The organism is Lysinibacillus sp. NPDC097287 (genome assembly GCF_044761695.1).
Taxonomy (GTDB): domain Bacteria; phylum Bacillota; class Bacilli; order Bacillales_A; family Planococcaceae; genus Lysinibacillus.
Genome location: NZ_JBIWCX010000001.1, coordinates 63,604 through 79,308, shown reverse-complemented (window position 1 = coordinate 79,308; position 15,705 = coordinate 63,604). Strand labels below are relative to the sequence as shown.

The 15,705-nt window shown below is 35.5% G+C and carries 14 protein-coding genes; 11 read left to right on the top strand and 3 right to left on the bottom strand.

Going from position 1 to position 15,705, the window contains the following annotated elements; genetic code table 11:
• Positions 1 to 300 precede the first annotated feature (300 nt).
• Both ACIQ2D_RS00355 and ACIQ2D_RS00350 read left to right on the top strand, forming a co-directional pair.
• Positions 301 to 1,893 carry a sensor histidine kinase gene (locus tag ACIQ2D_RS00355; RefSeq protein WP_402857695.1) on the top strand — a complete coding sequence of 531 codons (1,593 nt, stop codon included), beginning with the start codon at positions 301 to 303 and terminating at the stop codon, positions 1,891 to 1,893.
• Positions 1,894 to 1,905: 12 nt separating this feature from the next.
• Positions 1,906 to 2,607, top strand: coding sequence for a response regulator (locus ACIQ2D_RS00350; RefSeq protein ID WP_402857693.1), 702 nt, complete (start codon positions 1,906 to 1,908; stop codon positions 2,605 to 2,607).
• Between the two features lie 53 nt (positions 2,608 to 2,660).
• Here the strand turns inward: ACIQ2D_RS00350 and ACIQ2D_RS00345 are convergent, their stop codons facing one another.
• The 3 genes from ACIQ2D_RS00345 to ACIQ2D_RS00335 form a co-directional block, all read right to left on the bottom strand.
• Positions 2,661 to 3,443, bottom strand: coding sequence for a class I SAM-dependent methyltransferase (locus tag ACIQ2D_RS00345; RefSeq protein ID WP_402857690.1), 783 nt, complete (start codon positions 3,441 to 3,443; stop codon positions 2,661 to 2,663).
• A gap of 84 nt (positions 3,444 to 3,527) precedes the next feature.
• Positions 3,528 to 4,571 (bottom strand): tripartite tricarboxylate transporter substrate binding protein, encoded by a 1,044-nt coding sequence (locus ACIQ2D_RS00340; protein ID WP_402857687.1) that lies wholly within the window; start codon positions 4,569 to 4,571, stop codon positions 3,528 to 3,530.
• A 266-nt stretch (positions 4,572 to 4,837) separates the two neighbouring features.
• Positions 4,838 to 5,161 (bottom strand): DUF5658 family protein, encoded by a 324-nt coding sequence (locus tag ACIQ2D_RS00335; RefSeq protein WP_402857684.1) that lies wholly within the window; start codon positions 5,159 to 5,161, stop codon positions 4,838 to 4,840.
• A gap of 219 nt (positions 5,162 to 5,380) precedes the next feature.
• On the opposite strand from ACIQ2D_RS00335, the gene ACIQ2D_RS00330 reads away from it, so the two are divergent.
• From ACIQ2D_RS00330 to ACIQ2D_RS00290, 9 genes are all read left to right on the top strand, one after another.
• Positions 5,381 to 6,826 carry a DEAD/DEAH box helicase gene (locus ACIQ2D_RS00330; RefSeq protein ID WP_402857681.1) on the top strand — a complete coding sequence of 482 codons (1,446 nt, stop codon included), beginning with the start codon at positions 5,381 to 5,383 and terminating at the stop codon, positions 6,824 to 6,826.
• 226 nt (positions 6,827 to 7,052) lie between these two features.
• Complete coding sequence (locus ACIQ2D_RS00325) at positions 7,053 to 7,703, top strand: reverse transcriptase-like protein (RefSeq protein ID WP_402857678.1); 651 nt, start codon at positions 7,053 to 7,055, stop codon at positions 7,701 to 7,703.
• Between the two features lie 488 nt (positions 7,704 to 8,191).
• Entirely contained in the window at positions 8,192 to 9,694 is a 1,503-nt protein-coding gene (locus ACIQ2D_RS00320) for a malate:quinone oxidoreductase (protein ID WP_402859160.1), read from the top strand.
• Between the two features lie 285 nt (positions 9,695 to 9,979).
• On the top strand, positions 9,980 to 10,201 hold the full coding sequence (locus ACIQ2D_RS00315) for a DUF1540 domain-containing protein (RefSeq protein WP_402857675.1): 222 nt from the start codon (positions 9,980 to 9,982) through the stop codon (positions 10,199 to 10,201).
• Positions 10,202 to 10,803: 602 nt separating this feature from the next.
• Complete coding sequence (locus tag ACIQ2D_RS00310; protein ID WP_402857672.1) at positions 10,804 to 12,111, top strand: sensor histidine kinase; 1,308 nt, start codon at positions 10,804 to 10,806, stop codon at positions 12,109 to 12,111.
• Positions 12,112 to 12,306: 195 nt separating this feature from the next.
• On the top strand, positions 12,307 to 13,629 hold the full coding sequence (locus ACIQ2D_RS00305; protein WP_402857669.1) for a Spo0B domain-containing protein: 1,323 nt from the start codon (positions 12,307 to 12,309) through the stop codon (positions 13,627 to 13,629).
• An 85-nt stretch (positions 13,630 to 13,714) separates the two neighbouring features.
• Positions 13,715 to 13,936: a DUF2829 domain-containing protein gene (locus ACIQ2D_RS00300; protein ID WP_402857666.1), complete on the top strand. Its 222-nt coding sequence runs from the start codon at positions 13,715 to 13,717 to the stop codon at positions 13,934 to 13,936.
• Between the two features lie 51 nt (positions 13,937 to 13,987).
• Entirely contained in the window at positions 13,988 to 14,743 is a 756-nt protein-coding gene (locus ACIQ2D_RS00295; protein ID WP_402857663.1) for a 3-oxoacyl-ACP reductase, read from the top strand.
• A gap of 153 nt (positions 14,744 to 14,896) precedes the next feature.
• Positions 14,897 to 15,406 (top strand): QueT transporter family protein, encoded by a 510-nt coding sequence (locus tag ACIQ2D_RS00290; RefSeq protein ID WP_402857660.1) that lies wholly within the window; start codon positions 14,897 to 14,899, stop codon positions 15,404 to 15,406.
• Positions 15,407 to 15,705: the final 299 nt, after the last annotated feature.

The window sequence follows — 15,705 nt, the reverse complement described above, 5'->3', positions numbered from 1 at the left end:
GTTGAGCTCCTTTAGGATTTAGTTGTATCGTCGTCATATCTTAGTATGTTACGCATTGTGGGAAAATGTAGTCATACTTTTGTCTTGATGCCATTGTTTTGTTTTTTAGAACGTATCCATTATCCTCTAAAATTACTTTCATTTAAAGAATATACATACTCTAATTGTAATAACACTTCATTGATAAATTTCCTAAATCTATTGACAAAGAGACGGATTTTAAAGGTTAATGGAGATATATGACAAATTATGAAATCATCGATAGAATAAAACTACCTGTTTAGAAAGTGGGTTTAATAGTTGAAGAATAGATTTAAACAACCTACATTACTTATTCAATTAATTGGATTTATTTCTATTATTGTTTTGATCACAGTCCTTTCTGTAAGCGTTATCTTTTCTTCGATGATTGATGATATTACAAAGAAATCACTCGGCAATCAAGCGATGACAGTGGCAAAGATGGTAGCACAAAAGGATGTAATTATAGAGGCCTTTGATGATCCTGAGCCTTCTTTAACGATTCAACCTATAGCCGAGGAGATACGTAAATCAACTGGTGCAGGGTATGTGGTGATTGGGAATACCGACAATAACCGTTATTCTCATCATGAAACAGAAAACATCGGGAAAACAATGGGGACGAGTAACCGTAAAGTGTTTGAAGAGGGTGCTTCTGTTATTTATGAAGGTACTGGTATATCAGGTGAAGCGATTAAAGCCAAAACGCCTATTTATAAAAATGGAGTGATTGTTGGTGTATCATCCGTAGGTTTTTTAACAGATGAAGTGGAAGTAAGAATGAACGAGTACCGTTTAAAGTTATTCGAATTTTCTGTCGTTATTATATTTATTGGTATTATTGGGGCAATTATCATCGCAAGAAGAGTGAAAAAATTAATTTTTAACCTGGAACCGGAAGAAATTTCGTTTTTATTTAAGGAAAAAGAGGCAACGATCGAATCGATAAGAGATGCTACTATAGGTGTGAATAAAAATTATGTCATTACTTCAATCAATAAAAGAGCAAGAGAATTACTGCAAGGCGACCAAGTTGAGAGGGGGGGCAGAGTAGTTGATAGTCGGCTAATTAAATTGATTGAATCTGTTATTCTAACAAAACAAAGTCTAATCAATCAAAAGTATTTGTTTGGTCACCAGCTATACATGGTAGATGCTGCACCAATTATACAAAGAGAACAGACAAGCGGAGTAGTTTTGACGATCCGGCCAACATCGGAAATTGAACAGCTAACAAAAGAAGTCTCACAGATTAAGAGTATTTCTGATAATATTCGAGCCCAAAATCATGGATATTTAAATAGGTTAAATACGATATATGGGTTAATTTCATTAGAGCAATATGATGAAGCAAAAGAGCTGATCTCAGATGAAGTGAAAGAACGTCAGGATTTTGTTGTGTTTTTAACTTCTTCTGTAAAAGACCCATTTATTGCAGCTTGCCTTCTTGGGAAAATCAATCGTTCAAAGGAATTGAAAGTACTACTAGAAATTGATGAGGAGAGTAATTTGGCGCAAGTCCCAGAATCATTTAGCCCTAAATTATTTGTTACAGTTCTTGGAAATGTCATCGATAATGCCATGGAAGCGGCAAGCAACGCTAAAGGAGAACAAGCAAATGTCAAGGTATCGTTTACTGACATTGGGAGCGAATTGATTTTTGATATCGAAGACAATGGGAATGGTGTTCCAGAGAAGTGGCATGAAAAAATATATACGGAGGGCTTTACGACAAAGGTTGGAGAGAATCACGGACTAGGCCTAGCCATTGCTAAAAATACAATAGATCTAATGAATGGAGAAATCTATTTGTCTACCAGTGATTCTGGTGGAGCTCGATTTACAATTGTTATTCCAAAGAAAATGGTATAAGGGAGAGAGAACATGACGAATCGTCCTATTCATGTAATGATAATAGAAGATGATGAAATCGCCATCAAGATTTATGAAAATTTTACACATAAGGTCGAAGGATTTCAGGTAGTAGCAACCACGAGTACAGGAAAACAGGCAATAGAGTTAATTAATGTTTTTACGCCAGATCTGATTTTACTTGACGTATTTCTTCCTGATATAAAAGGTACTGATTTATTATGGGAAATTAGAAAAAAGCACAGGGGTGTAGATGTCATTTTGATAACTGCAGCCAATGATGTTGATACTGTTAGTGAGGCGATTAGAGGCGGTGCTTTCAGTTATCTTATGAAGCCCATTATAATTGATAAGTTTTTGGATACGCTAGAAAAATATAAAGAAACGAGATTAACATTATTAAATCTAACAACTGTTGAGCAAGATGATGTTAACAGTTTTTTTAGAATAAACAGTCGTGAAGAGCTAGTTGTGAAAACCGAAAAAGTAGGAAGTTTGCCAAAAGGTATCGACAAACATACGTTAAAAAAGGTCAGACAAAGTATGGAAAAAACAAAGGTAAGTATAAATGCGGAGGAATTGGCGAAAGTTTTTGGAGCGAGTCACTCTACTGCAAGGCGTTATCTTGAATATTTAGTAGCAAATGATGAGATGGAAGTGGAAATTTCATACGGAACGATTGGTAGGCCGGAACGTAGGTATCGAAAAAAGTAGGAATAGAAAAAAGGATGTTAGCGACTGTTAAGGTCAACTTACATCCTATTTTTTTATTTTTTTTCTATAAGTGCCATCCATTCATCTATGGTAAAGGATTGTAAATTGCCGTCGGTTGATTCTATCGAAAAGTAGTCTTGGATTGCTTTGCTAGCGTAAAGCAAATGGGTGTCCACTGTATTAATTTGTTCTTCGGAAGTTGTTGTCCGGCTAACCCAATCAGGATAGTTAAATGTTTTTTTACGATGTTCTGATTTTACTAAAGTTAAGTCAGCTTGTTCAATCCATGTTGTCCATTCTTGTACGGAGTAGCTGCGCACATGGCTGACATCACGTAACTTTTCCAACAGATTGACGAACTCATCCAATATCTTCTCTTCTGGAGCAATATTATCGATAAGAATAAATTTACCGCCCGGTTTTAGAACACGGGAAACTTCCTTAATAAAAATGTTTGGATTTGGAAAATGGTGTGGGGCAATCCTACATGTGACTGCATCAAACGTATTTTCTAAAAATGGCAGCGACTCTGCATCTGCTATTACGTAAAAAATATTAGATGCAGATGAGTTTAAATGGCTTCTTGCTGCTTCAAGCATTTGATAAGTTAAGTCTGTCGCTACTACTTCTGCCACATGAGGGGCTAAAGCTTTTACGACATGACCCCCACCAGTGGCAATATCAAGTACGATAGATGTGGAATTCACCTCTAGCCAATCTTGTAAAAGAGTTAGGTCTGATCCTTTTGCATGCGTGCTACTAGTGACATAACTTTGTGCATGTTGGCTAAATTGCTGCTGTACTTTTTGTTTGATTGATTTTGTTTTATCATTCATTTTTTATTTCTCCTTTAGTATAGATAAAAAAGAGAAGAGTAACCTCTGCTCTTCTGATTAAATTAGAGTACTTGTAATCTAATATTATTTTTGCATATTCAGGGATTCTAAAATTTCTTGTATCAAAATTTCTTGCTCTGCTAAAAATCCAGCAAATTCTTCAGAGTTTTTATAACCGTTCTCCCAACCATTTGTTTCTAGAGCAGTTTCCCATTCAGGTGTTTGGGTCATTTCTGTTAATGTTTCATCCCAAAAATCTACTGCATAGTCTGGCATTTCTTTTGGACCGAACAGCCCACGCCAAATAGTGAATTCTGCATCAATTCCTGCTTCTTTATAGGTAGGAATATCTGCAAAAATGCCTGTGAGTCTTTCGGGTGAGGACACACCAAGTACTCGGATTTTTCCAGCTTTTAAATATTCTCCTGTGCCAGAAATGTCAGTAGCAAGAACTTCTGCATGACCGCCAATCAAAGCTGTCATAGCCTCACCGCCACCATCATATGAGATGAACTTAATTTTCGTTGCATCTACACCAGCTTTTACGGCCGGTAACATTGCTACTAGGTGATCTTGAGAGCCAGGAGCAGAGCCACCTGCTAATGAAAGACTATCGGGATTTGACTTTAAATCTTCAAATAAAGATTGTAAATCCTTGTATTTAGAATCAGCGGGTACCACAATTGCACCATAATCCTTTGTTAGCTGTGCTAGCGGTGTTAAATCCTTATAAGAGTAAGGGCTATTTCCTTCTTTCTTTAAGTTATTAATAATTAACGGAACGGAAGGTAGATACAGACGATAAGGGTCTTTCGAATCTTGGTTCATAAAATCAGCAATACCAACGGCTTGACCACCGCCTGGTTTGTTTTCAACAGTGATCGCTTGCGTGACTAACCCTGTGTCAGCTAAGACTTTCGTTAATGAGCGTGCGGTCGTATCGAGGCCACCACCAGCCCCTGATGGAGCATTAATGGTAAAAGGTTTCTCAGGATAAGCTACTTTCTCTTTGTTATTGTCATCTGCTTCAGATGAGGAACTAGATCCACCACATGCTGCCAGACTAAGAACTAATGCCCCACTGGCTAAAACACTGCCCCATTTTTTCCAGTTGAATGTTGATAACATTTATTTTCCCCCTTTGTATGGATAAAGCTAATTGATAACGCTTTCAAAGGGAATCGTATCATTGGCAGAATATTTAAAACAGTTTGCGTACATTCATTCTATAAATCACATAAACCATATTTATTTCATATTTTTCACGAAAAATTAGACGTGAGAAATAAGATGCAGCACCAAAACCTGTTCTAGAATAATTTTATTTTAATATAAAGCACAGGTAGAAGAGGAGATCTAGCTCACGCCCGACAACGAAATAAATCCGATTCGTTTTATAGCAAAGACAGCCAAAAGATATGCATACCAAATATCCCTAGATACATAACAGAAACGCCTACTAAAGAATATAGAAATAGTATTTGGAATTTTTCTTTGCTTTTCTTATATACTAAATAGGATGCCAATAAAATCAAAATTGAAAGAACAATTTTTATACAAATGAATAAGTTTGGACTAGTCGCTGCAAAAAATTTCATAAGTGGATTTAATTCTTCTATCATATTGTTCATTAAGCCATAATTAGTAGCAATACCGTCGAACAAATTTAAAAAGGCAACCAATACACTGAAAGCTATAATAATCCGCTTATTTTTCAATTTAACATCCTTCTTTTTGCGTAGAGTATAGGTAACGTTAAATTGCATTATATACATGTCACAATTCATCTATTCATGATACGGGTGAATAGTAATTAGATAATTGCCTCAACTTCGAGAGTAGTTATTATTCTCATTGCTATGTATAATAAGAGTCTATGTTAGGAATTCATTTTTCGAAAATAGTAAAAAACAAATGAAAATAAAAGAGGCTTCGTAATGAGTAAAAATGGATTTAAGGATTATACATTAAGTAATGAAATAATAATGGCACTAGATCGCTTAGAATATACACAACCAACAGAAGTTCAAAGCAAAGTCATTCCGTTAGCATTAGAAAAAAAGGACCTTGTTGTAAAATCACAAACAGGTAGTGGGAAAACAGCATCGTATGGCATACCGATTTGTGAAGCCGTTGATTGGCTAGAAAACAAACCACAAGCGTTAGTGTTAACACCGACAAGAGAACTTGCAGTTCAAGTAAAAGAGGATTTTACGAATATCGGGCGATTTAAACGCATTAAGGCAACAGCGGTTTATGGAAAACAGCCAATTGCTATTCAAAAAACAGAACTAAAGCAAAAAACACATGTGGTTGTTGGTACGCCAGGACGTATGCTAGATCATATTGAAAGAGGCACACTGGTCTTAGACAAAATTCGTTATCTTGTCATTGATGAGGCAGACGAAATGCTGAACATGGGCTTCATCGAGCAAGTCGAATCTATCATTAAACAAGTACCTCAAAATCGTGTAACAATGTTGTTTTCAGCTACGTTGCCTGAAAAGGTGAAAGACTTAGCGCTTAAATATATGAAAACACCGACTGATGTAGAGATAAAGGCTACAGGGTTAACGACCGATAAAATCGATCATTCACTTTACGTAGTGGAAGAAGAACAAAAACTATCTGTGCTGCGTAACGTGACGATTGTTGAAAATCCAGATAGCTGTATCATCTTTTGCCGCACAAAGGATAGAGTCGATACATTATGTGAGCAGTTAATCAATTTCGGCTATAGCTGCGATAAAATTCATGGCGGTATGGTACAGGATGCTCGCCTTGAAGTGATGAATGATTTTAAAAGAGGCGATTTCCGCTATTTAGTTGCCACAGATGTAGCCGCTCGCGGGATTGATATTGATAACATCACGCATGTCATCAACTATGATTTACCTTTAGAGAAAGAAAGCTACGTGCATCGTACTGGAAGAACGGGACGAGCAGGTCTACAAGGGAAAGCAATCACACTTGTAACACCATTTGAAGATCGTTTTTTAAGTGAAATTGAAGACTATATTGGTTTTAAAATTCCTAACAAAGTAGCGCCTACTGAAGAAGAGGCTTCGAAAAAGAAAGCTGCTTTTGAAGCGAAAATGGATATTGAACCAGCATTGAAAAAGGCAAAAAGTGAAAAGCTGAACGAGCAAATCATGAAGCTATACTTTAATGGTGGTAAGAAAAAGAAGCTGAGAGCTGTAGATTTCGTTGGAACGATTGCCAAAATAGGTGGCGTAACAGTCGAGGATATCGGCATCATAACAATTACAGATACGTTTACTTATGTAGAAATACTAAATAATAAAGGACCTATCGTCTTAAAAAACATGAAGAAAACGACAATCAAAGGTAAGTTATTGAAAGTATATGAAGCGAATAAGTAAGAAAACAACAGCCAGTTCCCGGTATTTCACCAGGGACTGGTTGTTTATTTTGACGTTGCGTCCCGGAGTAAATACTTATGTCAGTAAGGATCTGATTGTCTTATCTTGATAATATAAAGAAATAATGGAGCTACTTAGCTGTTGCCATGCATGATTGGTATGTGAAGGGTCATATATTATAGGTAAAGAGATAGTTAGTAATTTATTGGAGTTGGGGGTAATTCAATTGACAGTTAAGAAGGAAGCTATATATGCAGTCTTTGGTCCAGAGTTTTCGGGGATTGTGCTTTCATTTCATGAATATCTAAATAGAGTAAAAGGCAAGAAAAAGACCATTGGCAAAAAGTTTTCATGTGAAAAAACTGCCTATCAATGGCTAGAAACCAATAAAGTATCTTCTGTGAATTCATTAAAATCAACTAAACCAAAAGAAACGGTTGCCAACAAAGCGAAGAAAGTGACTAAACAAAATACGGAAGTAGTTATCTATATAGATGGCAGCTACAAAAATAGTCGTGGGAAGTATGGAGTCATAGGTTTTGCACCAATGAAAACTGAGCCGTTATTTAAAACGTTTGGCTATGTTTTTGATGAGGAGTTCAATAAACTACATAATATCGGTGCCGAATTGATGGCCTGTTTACGCGCTCTAGAATGGGCTTACAGTAATGATATGAAAACGGTTCATATTATTTATGATTGCGAAGGTGTTATTTCTATCCAGGAGAAGGAGCAAACACAGGGTGCGCGGAAGACATATTATCAAACAGTTCAAGCATTTAAAAGTAAATTAGACATTCATTTTCTACATGTACGCCATGGCAATAATGCTTTACATCAGAAAGCACATGTACTATCTCAAATGGCAGTCCATTAAAATTATAGTTTGTAGAGCCCCTTACGTGTAAGGGGTTTTTTGTGCGTGGTGAAATAATAATAAGGCGAGACGGATAGAATCATTGAACTGACGGATAAAATGTTCAAAGTGACGGATAAAATTGATGAACAGACGGAGAAAATCTAAAAGTGACGGATAGGACCAGAAGCAGGGGATTATATTGCAGTTAAACTTGTGGAGACAAATAAATATGATGTAAACAAAAGTCGTAACTCTCGCAAAAAAGCAAGAGGGGGATTTATTTTTTTTGTGTGTTTTTAGTGTCTTTTGGACGGACTATTCACTTTTTACTAGTTTTATCGAGCTTTTATCTATCATATAACAGTTGATATTTTAATCTTTAAACAATTGTGATAGACTAGTAGAAGTTTATAATTGATACAAAGAAGTTGTGTGACTGGGTGCACTTTGGCTTGCTGTGATGACTATGGTGGAAGCGCCTACATCTTTTTTGCAAATATAAGGGGATAAGGAAGGTTAAAATGAGCAACAAACATAAAAAAACAGAAGTTATTTTAATTGGTGCTGGAATTATGAGCGCTACTTTGGGATCAATGCTAAAAGAATTAGCACCAGAATGGAATATCAAAGTGTTTGAGTCGCTTGAAAAAGCTGGGGAAGAAAGTTCAAATGAATGGAATAATGCAGGAACGGGACACGCTGCGTTGTGCGAGCTGAACTACACATCTGAAAAACCGGATGGTACAGTTGATATTAGCAAAGCGATTAATGTTAATGAACAATTCCAACTTTCAAAGCAGTTTTGGTCTTATCTTGTAAATAGTAACCTAATCAATAATCCACAAGACTTCATCATGCCAATACCTCATATCAGTATGGTACAAGGTGATAGCAATGTAGCGTTTTTAAAGAATCGTTTTGAAGCAATGTCAAAAAATCCGTTGTTCAAAGACATGGAATTTTCTAATGATCCGGAAACATTGAAAAAATGGATTCCGCTTATTATGGAAAACCGTCCAGCAGGAGAAGCGATTGCGGCAACAAAAGTAGACGAAGGTACGGATGTTAACTTCGGTGCTTTAACACGTATGTTAATTGACTACTTAGAAACTAAAAATGTTGAAATTAACTACAAACATACTGTCCAAGCGATTAACCGTACGAAAGAAGACAAATGGGAACTTAAAGTACACGATATTGATGGCTGTAAAATGGAATATCATACAGCAGATTTCGTCTTCCTTGGAGCGGGTGGAGGAAGCCTAGAATTACTTCAAAAAACAGGTATTCCTGAAGGGAAACACATTGGTGGATTCCCAATCAGCGGACTATTTTTGGTATGTAACAAGCCAGAGATTGCTGAGCAACATCATGCAAAAGTTTACGGAAAAGCTAAAGTTGGTGCTCCACCAATGTCTGTTCCACACCTTGACACACGATATATCGATAGCAAAAAATCATTACTATTTGGACCGTTCGCTGGTTTCTCACCAAAGTTCTTAAAAACAGGTTCAAATATGGATTTATTCGCTTCTGTAAAACCGCATAATATCACAACATTATTAGCTGCGGGTGTTAAAGAGATGGGCTTAACAAAATACCTAATCCAACAACTTCTATTATCAAAAGAGCAACGTATGGATGAATTACGTGACTTTATCCCGAACGCAAATATCGATGATTGGGATATTGTAGTCGCTGGACAACGTGTACAAGTTATTAAAGATACTGAAGCTGGCGGTAAAGGAACACTTCAATTCGGTACGGAAGTTGTTAGTGCCGCTGATGGTTCAGTTGCTGCATTACTTGGTGCTTCACCAGGAGCTTCTACTGCTGTTCACGTTATGATTCAGGTAATTAATAAATGCTTCCCGCAACATGTAAAAGAGTGGGAACCAAAATTAAAAGAAATGATTCCTTCTTATGGCAAGTCACTAGCAGAAAACCCAGAGTTATTACAAGAATTGCATACTTCAACATCACAGGTGCTAGGTCTAAGCGAAAAATAGTCAGAACTTAGTAAATCTTTGAAAGTAAAAAAATTTACTGATGAAATAGAGAGATAAGATATATAATTTACTTAATGCATTGAGTGAATACAAAAATATCATAGAAAAAACAATTAACCTTCAATCTTCGGATTGGAGGTTCTTTTTTTGTATGGAAGCAAAAGCAGAAGTTTTTAAAATAAAAAATCTTGAAATGGACAAAATACATGATGAAGAGTATTGATGCGGTAATGATTTCTTTGATCGATACTTTTCAAGACACATCAAATCACAAGGAGGAAATTTATGCCAAATATAGAAGTGAACTGTACTGTATCCAATTGTATCTTCCATGCAAAAGGGAATATTTGTGGGGCTGAAAAAATCAAAATCGATATGGATTACCACTCAAATACAAAAAATAATACAGAGTTTGCTTCTGACTTTGACTTTCACAGCATGTCTGAAGAAGCCAATCAATCTTCTGACACGTGCTGTAAAACGTTCAAATCTAAAGAAAAAAGCTAAAAATAAATTAGTTTTTAGAGTAAGTAGTTTGAACGTATGGGTTATTTAGCCATGTAGATGATAAAGATATTGAGAACTGCACCCCAACTGTTAGACATTAGCTAATAATTGGAGGTGCAGTTTTCTTATACGTTTACTGTTGAATTACCAATAATTAGGGTGTGTGTTTAGGTTAAAGTGGATCTCTAAGTAAATGTAATATGAGGTTTTTTTATACGATGTTGAGTATTCAACTTTTTTATCAAAAATATTCTCCGTCTAAGGTGTAAATGCATGCAAGTACAAATAGTGGGTAAAATTGTACGTATGTTTTATGGTAATTTGTAAGAAATAGATATAAATAAGGTCTTAAGTTATTGTTGAGTTTCTTGCGAGCGACACGATATGAGTCTTTAGTAATGAGTCTGGCTAATTAGTGAGCTAGTTATGTAATTTTTTTCAAGAAAGGATTATCTATTAAACAAGTTATTTAGTTGATTATTATAGTATAATATTAGAGATAGGAAGAGAGTATTGATTTTGCTTCATTTGCAAGTGAATAGTTAGAAGAAATTCACATGAACTACCGTTCGGATTAAAATGATAAGGAAGTACGAGGTTTTATGAAAAATCGCAAAATAAAGCTTATTTTAGTGTTATCTATGGTCTTATTATTATTATTCACAAGTTTAAATGTCATTACTTCTTATGTGAAGATGACAAAGACGGTCGAAGAATCAATCGCAAATCAAAGTCTTGAGTCAGCAATTTCTATAGCGTCTGCTATAGATACTGAAGCATATAAACAATTTTTGAAAGATCCCGTAAGGAACGAATATTACTGGGAAATAAGAAGTTACTTAAATGATGCAAGAGAAAAACTGGGTGCTTTACATGTCTATACATTAGAAATTGATAATCCGGTGGTTTCAAAGGCAATGATAAACGGTTTCCCTGAAGAATTAATAGATAGTTATACTATTGGTGAAGTTTGTACAGTTCCCGCAGCTCAGGTTAGAAAAGCTTATGCAGGAGATACATTTGTAACAGGTGTAATTGAGGATCAAAATTATGGCTCCTATCTTTCTGTTGGAGCGCCGATAAAGGATGAAACAGGTCAGGTTATTGCATATTTAGGTATCGATATTGGTGTCAATACACTAAATGTTATCAAAGGAAAAGTTCTAGAAAATAATGTGTTGAACCTAGTTTTTAATGGTGTATTTATATTGTTCGTTATTGTTTCATTTTTATTTTTGCAAAGCTGGTATCAAAAAGAAATGGCAAAAGAGGTAGGAGTTACTGAGGATATGTATCTAGGAGAAATAAAAACCTTGATCACCTCTGTTTCTTCATTAAGACATGATTTTATCAATCACATTCAAGTAATTCATGGGCTACTTCAATTAGGGGAGTCGGATCGGGCACAAAAGTACTTATCGTCACTATCTAAAGAAGTTCAGTCGATTCAATCTCTAAAATTGAATATAGATCATCCTGGTTTGTCTATATTATTACAAACCAAAAAATTAGCTGCACAAAATAATAATATTAATGTAGATTTCACGATTTCTCGTGATTCATTTGATAAAATAAAAACAACAGATTTAATCAAAATACTATCGAATCTAGTTGATAATGCTATTGATGCAACAATTGAATTGCCTGAAGAGCAACGAAAAATTACGATTTGTTGTACAGCGGATGATAACCAGTATGAATTTAAGGTTACGAATACGGGTCCAACTATTGTTGAGAAGGATCAAATATTTAAACAAGGTTTTTCAACAAAGAGGGCTGAGCAAGGAAAGTTAAGAGGGCAAGGTTTATTTATTGTAAAAGAAATTGTGCGTAAATATGATGGGGAAGTTTCTATTGATTCGACAAATGATTTAGAGACGACAGCCATTGTAAAAATCCCACTGAATTAAATAAAAGATAGTAAGCTTCCTACAAATTGCTGTGGGAAGCTTTCTATTTTGAAATTTATTATATTATGATAGTATTCTTAGATAGAAGTTTCTTAATATAGTTTCGATAAGTAAATGAATGTTCTAGATGAGATTCGGATAATTTAAGCGATTATCCAACCTTTTAATAAAAAAGATGAGGAAGTACAAGTTTATATGAAAAACCGTAAAATAAAGCTGATTTTAGTGTTAGCGATTGTCTTATTATTGTTATTTACAAGTTTAAATATCTTTACCTCTTATGTGAAGATGAAAAAGACTGTCGAGGAGTCAATAGCAAACCAAAGTCTGGAAGCAGCAATATCCATTGCGTCATCAATGGATATTGAAACTTATAAGAAGTTTTTAGAAAATCCAGGTAGGAACGAATATTATTGGGAAATTAGAAGATACTTAAATGATGCAAGAGAAAAGCTAGGTGCTTTATATGTATATACATTGAAAATTGATAATCCTAAGATTTCCAGAGCAATGGTAGTAGGTTACTCTCCAAATGATTATATGTTTGAAGATTATCCGATAGGTGAAGAGACTATAATTCCAAAAGAACAGATATCACTAGCTTATTATGTTGGAAAAACATTTGTAACAAAAGCTATGGAAGATGTAAGATACGGTAGTTATTTAACGGTTGGTGCACCTATAAAGGATGAAGTTGGGAAGATGATCGGTTACCTTGCTATTGATATTAGTACCAATACACTGGATGAAATCAAAGGTAAAGTGCTAAAAAATAATATCCTTCTTTTTGTTTTTAATGGTGTAGTTATTTTGGTTGTAGTAGGCTCTTTTTTAGTTTTGCAAAGATGGTATCAAAAAGAAGTAGCTAAGGAAGTGGGGGTCACTGAAGATGTGTACCAAGCAGAAATTAAAACATTAATTACTTCTGTATCTTCATTAAGACATGATTTCACCAATCATATTCAAGTTTTACATGGGCTACTCCAATTAGGAGAAATTGAACGAGCACAAAAATACATAGCATCGCTGTCTAAAGAAGTTCAGACAATTGAATCGCTAAAATTAAATACAGATCATCCTGGTCTGTCTATATTATTGCAAACAAAGAAACTAGCTGCACAAAATTATAATATTGATATGGAGTTTACGATTTCTCGTGATTCATTTGATAAAATAAAAACAACGGATTTAATCAAAATATTATCGAACTTAGTTGATAATGCCATTGATGCAGCGATAGAATTACCAGAGGGTGAACGTAAAATAACGATTTGTTGCACTGCGGATGATAACCAGTATGAATTTAAGGTTATGAATACAGGTTCAACTATTGTTGAGAAGGATCAAATATTTAAACAAGGTTTTTCAACAAAGAAACCGGAGCAAGGTAAGATAAGAGGGCAAGGATTATTTATCGTAAAAGAAATTGTACTTAAATATGATGGGGAAATCTCTATTGGTTCGACAAATGATTTAGAGACAACAGCTATTGTGAAAATTCCATTAAAGAATAATTAATCGTAAGTTGTAAACTTTGTAAAAATCCAGTATACTTTCTTCGATAAAGAATGCTACCTATGACAGAGCTAAAGGATGAAAATAGATGACATTTGAAGAGATATTACCACGTTTAAAAGCAGGCGAGAAAGTAATTCGTGATGGTTGGGGCGGTGCCGAGTTATATGTAAAGCTTGTTGGACAAAGTGAACATGATGGCGAGAACTTAAACCCTTATTTTTTAATTAATGTACGTGGTGAGGGCTACACAATGTTCACACCAACTGTTTGTGACTTGTTAGCAGAAGATTGGATAATTGTAGACTAATAGAAAAGGCTCATGAGCAATCATGGGCTTTTTGTTTTGAGGAGAGATGTTATGAAATTTGAAGAGTATGCAGGTAAGACTGTATTTGTAACGGGGGCTGCCTCTGGTATTGGTCAGGCGCAAGCCATTGCTTTTTTAGAGAATGGGGCAAATGTATTTGCGTTTGATTTGGATGAGCAGGGGCTACTACAGCTACGTAAACAATATCATGAACGCTTTGCTTATCGGGTAGGGAGTGTTTGTAATAAGGAGGATGTAGTGAGAGCATTTGAGGAAGCTGTAGCGACATTCAAACATGTGGATATTTTACTTAATACTGCAGGTGTGTTAGATGGCTTTGCAAAAACGCTCGATACAGATGAGGCGCTTTGGGATCGAATCATGAATACGAACGTTAAGGGTACATATTTTGTGACGAATACGATTTTACCTCATATGTTAAAACGGAAAACGGGTGTAATTGTTAATATGGCGTCTATTGCAGGACTCGTGGCCGGTGGCGGTGGTGCAGCGTATACCGCATCAAAGCATGCCATCGTTGGTTATACCAAGCAGTTAGATTTAGATTATTGCAGTGAAGGGATTCGTGCTAATGCGATTGCACCTGGCGCTATTCAGACACCGATGAATAAGGCCGATTTTGAAGGAGATGGTGAAATCGCAAAATGGGTAGCAAAAGAAACACCAGCTGGCCGTTGGGCGCAACCAAGTGAAGTGGCAAGTTTAACACTTTATTTGGCGAGTCAAGCAGCTGACTATATGCACGGAGCTATCATACCGATAGATGGTGGTTGGCTTACAAAATAAACCTGTTAAACTATGGTTTTTTCTGTTACAATGCGCAAGTAAGCAAAATTTGGCTTGCACTACGGCACTTCTGTTAGGGCGAAATGCTCTCTTCCTTTGGTCGTAGTTATTACTAAAATAGCGATCGCGCTATTTTACAAAGGAGAATGAAAATTGGATACGTCTGTTTTTAAAGATTCATCACGCACTTCTGTAAGTGAACTTACAAAGACTGCGCTTGTTGCAGCTTTGTATGTGGCGGTAACTGTCTTATTGTCAGTTATTAGTTTTGGCGCTGTACAACTACGATTATCGGAGATGTTCAACTATTTGGTATTGTACCACAAGCGGTATGTAGTGGCAGTGACGCTTGGCGTAGTACTCGCAAATTTCTTGTCACCAACTTGGATACTAGATGTACCAATCGGTGGAATTGCGACATTTCTTGTATTACTACTATGTCGACGTGTAACGAAAAATATTACAAATGATATTATGAAAATGGTTGTGACCGCATTGATTTTTGCTTTTTCAATGTTCACAGTTGCAGGGCAATTAACCATCCTATACGATCTTCCGTTTTGGGCGACTTGGTTTACGGTTGGAATTGGTGAGCTGTTGTCGATGACTGTTGGTGGGTTGACGATTTTCTTATTAAATAAAAAGATCGATTTATCGAAATGATAAAAAACGCATTCGCTTAGGCTAACGGGTTCGGAGTAAAAAATCAAATTATAGTAGTAATTTTAGGTCCAAATCTCAAATGATTTGGACCTTTTGTATTTATAAATAAAGGGTTATGATTTAAAAGTGTATAAATTAGCACGTTGACGATAGTTTGAAATCTCTGCTAAAATGGTTACTGATTTTTATGTTAAGTTGATTGCTGAAATAATTGAGTTTATTTTAATGAAGTTTATTAAACCAAAGAATAATACAATAGAACATCCTTTAGCAACGCTAGTAACAAATTTATTGTTTCT

Excerpts from the sequence above, each read along its gene's own strand:
- ACIQ2D_RS00310 (WP_402857672.1), top strand. The coding sequence starts at position 10,804 with ATGAAAAATCGCAAAATAAAGCTTATTTTAGTGTTATCTATGGTCTTA.
- ACIQ2D_RS00330 (WP_402857681.1), top strand. The coding sequence starts at position 5,381 with ATGAGTAAAAATGGATTTAAGGATTATACATTAAGTAATGAAATAATA.
- ACIQ2D_RS00295 (WP_402857663.1), top strand. The coding sequence starts at position 13,988 with ATGAAATTTGAAGAGTATGCAGGTAAGACTGTATTTGTAACGGGGGCT.
- ACIQ2D_RS00345 (WP_402857690.1), bottom strand. The coding sequence starts at position 3,443 with ATGAATGATAAAACAAAATCAATCAAACAAAAAGTACAGCAGCAATTT.
- ACIQ2D_RS00340 (WP_402857687.1), bottom strand. The coding sequence starts at position 4,571 with ATGTTATCAACATTCAACTGGAAAAAATGGGGCAGTGTTTTAGCCAGT.
- ACIQ2D_RS00300 (WP_402857666.1), top strand. The coding sequence starts at position 13,715 with ATGACATTTGAAGAGATATTACCACGTTTAAAAGCAGGCGAGAAAGTA.
- ACIQ2D_RS00305 (WP_402857669.1), top strand. The coding sequence starts at position 12,307 with ATGAAAAACCGTAAAATAAAGCTGATTTTAGTGTTAGCGATTGTCTTA.
- ACIQ2D_RS00315 (WP_402857675.1), top strand. The coding sequence starts at position 9,980 with ATGCCAAATATAGAAGTGAACTGTACTGTATCCAATTGTATCTTCCAT.
- ACIQ2D_RS00350 (WP_402857693.1), top strand. The coding sequence starts at position 1,906 with ATGACGAATCGTCCTATTCATGTAATGATAATAGAAGATGATGAAATC.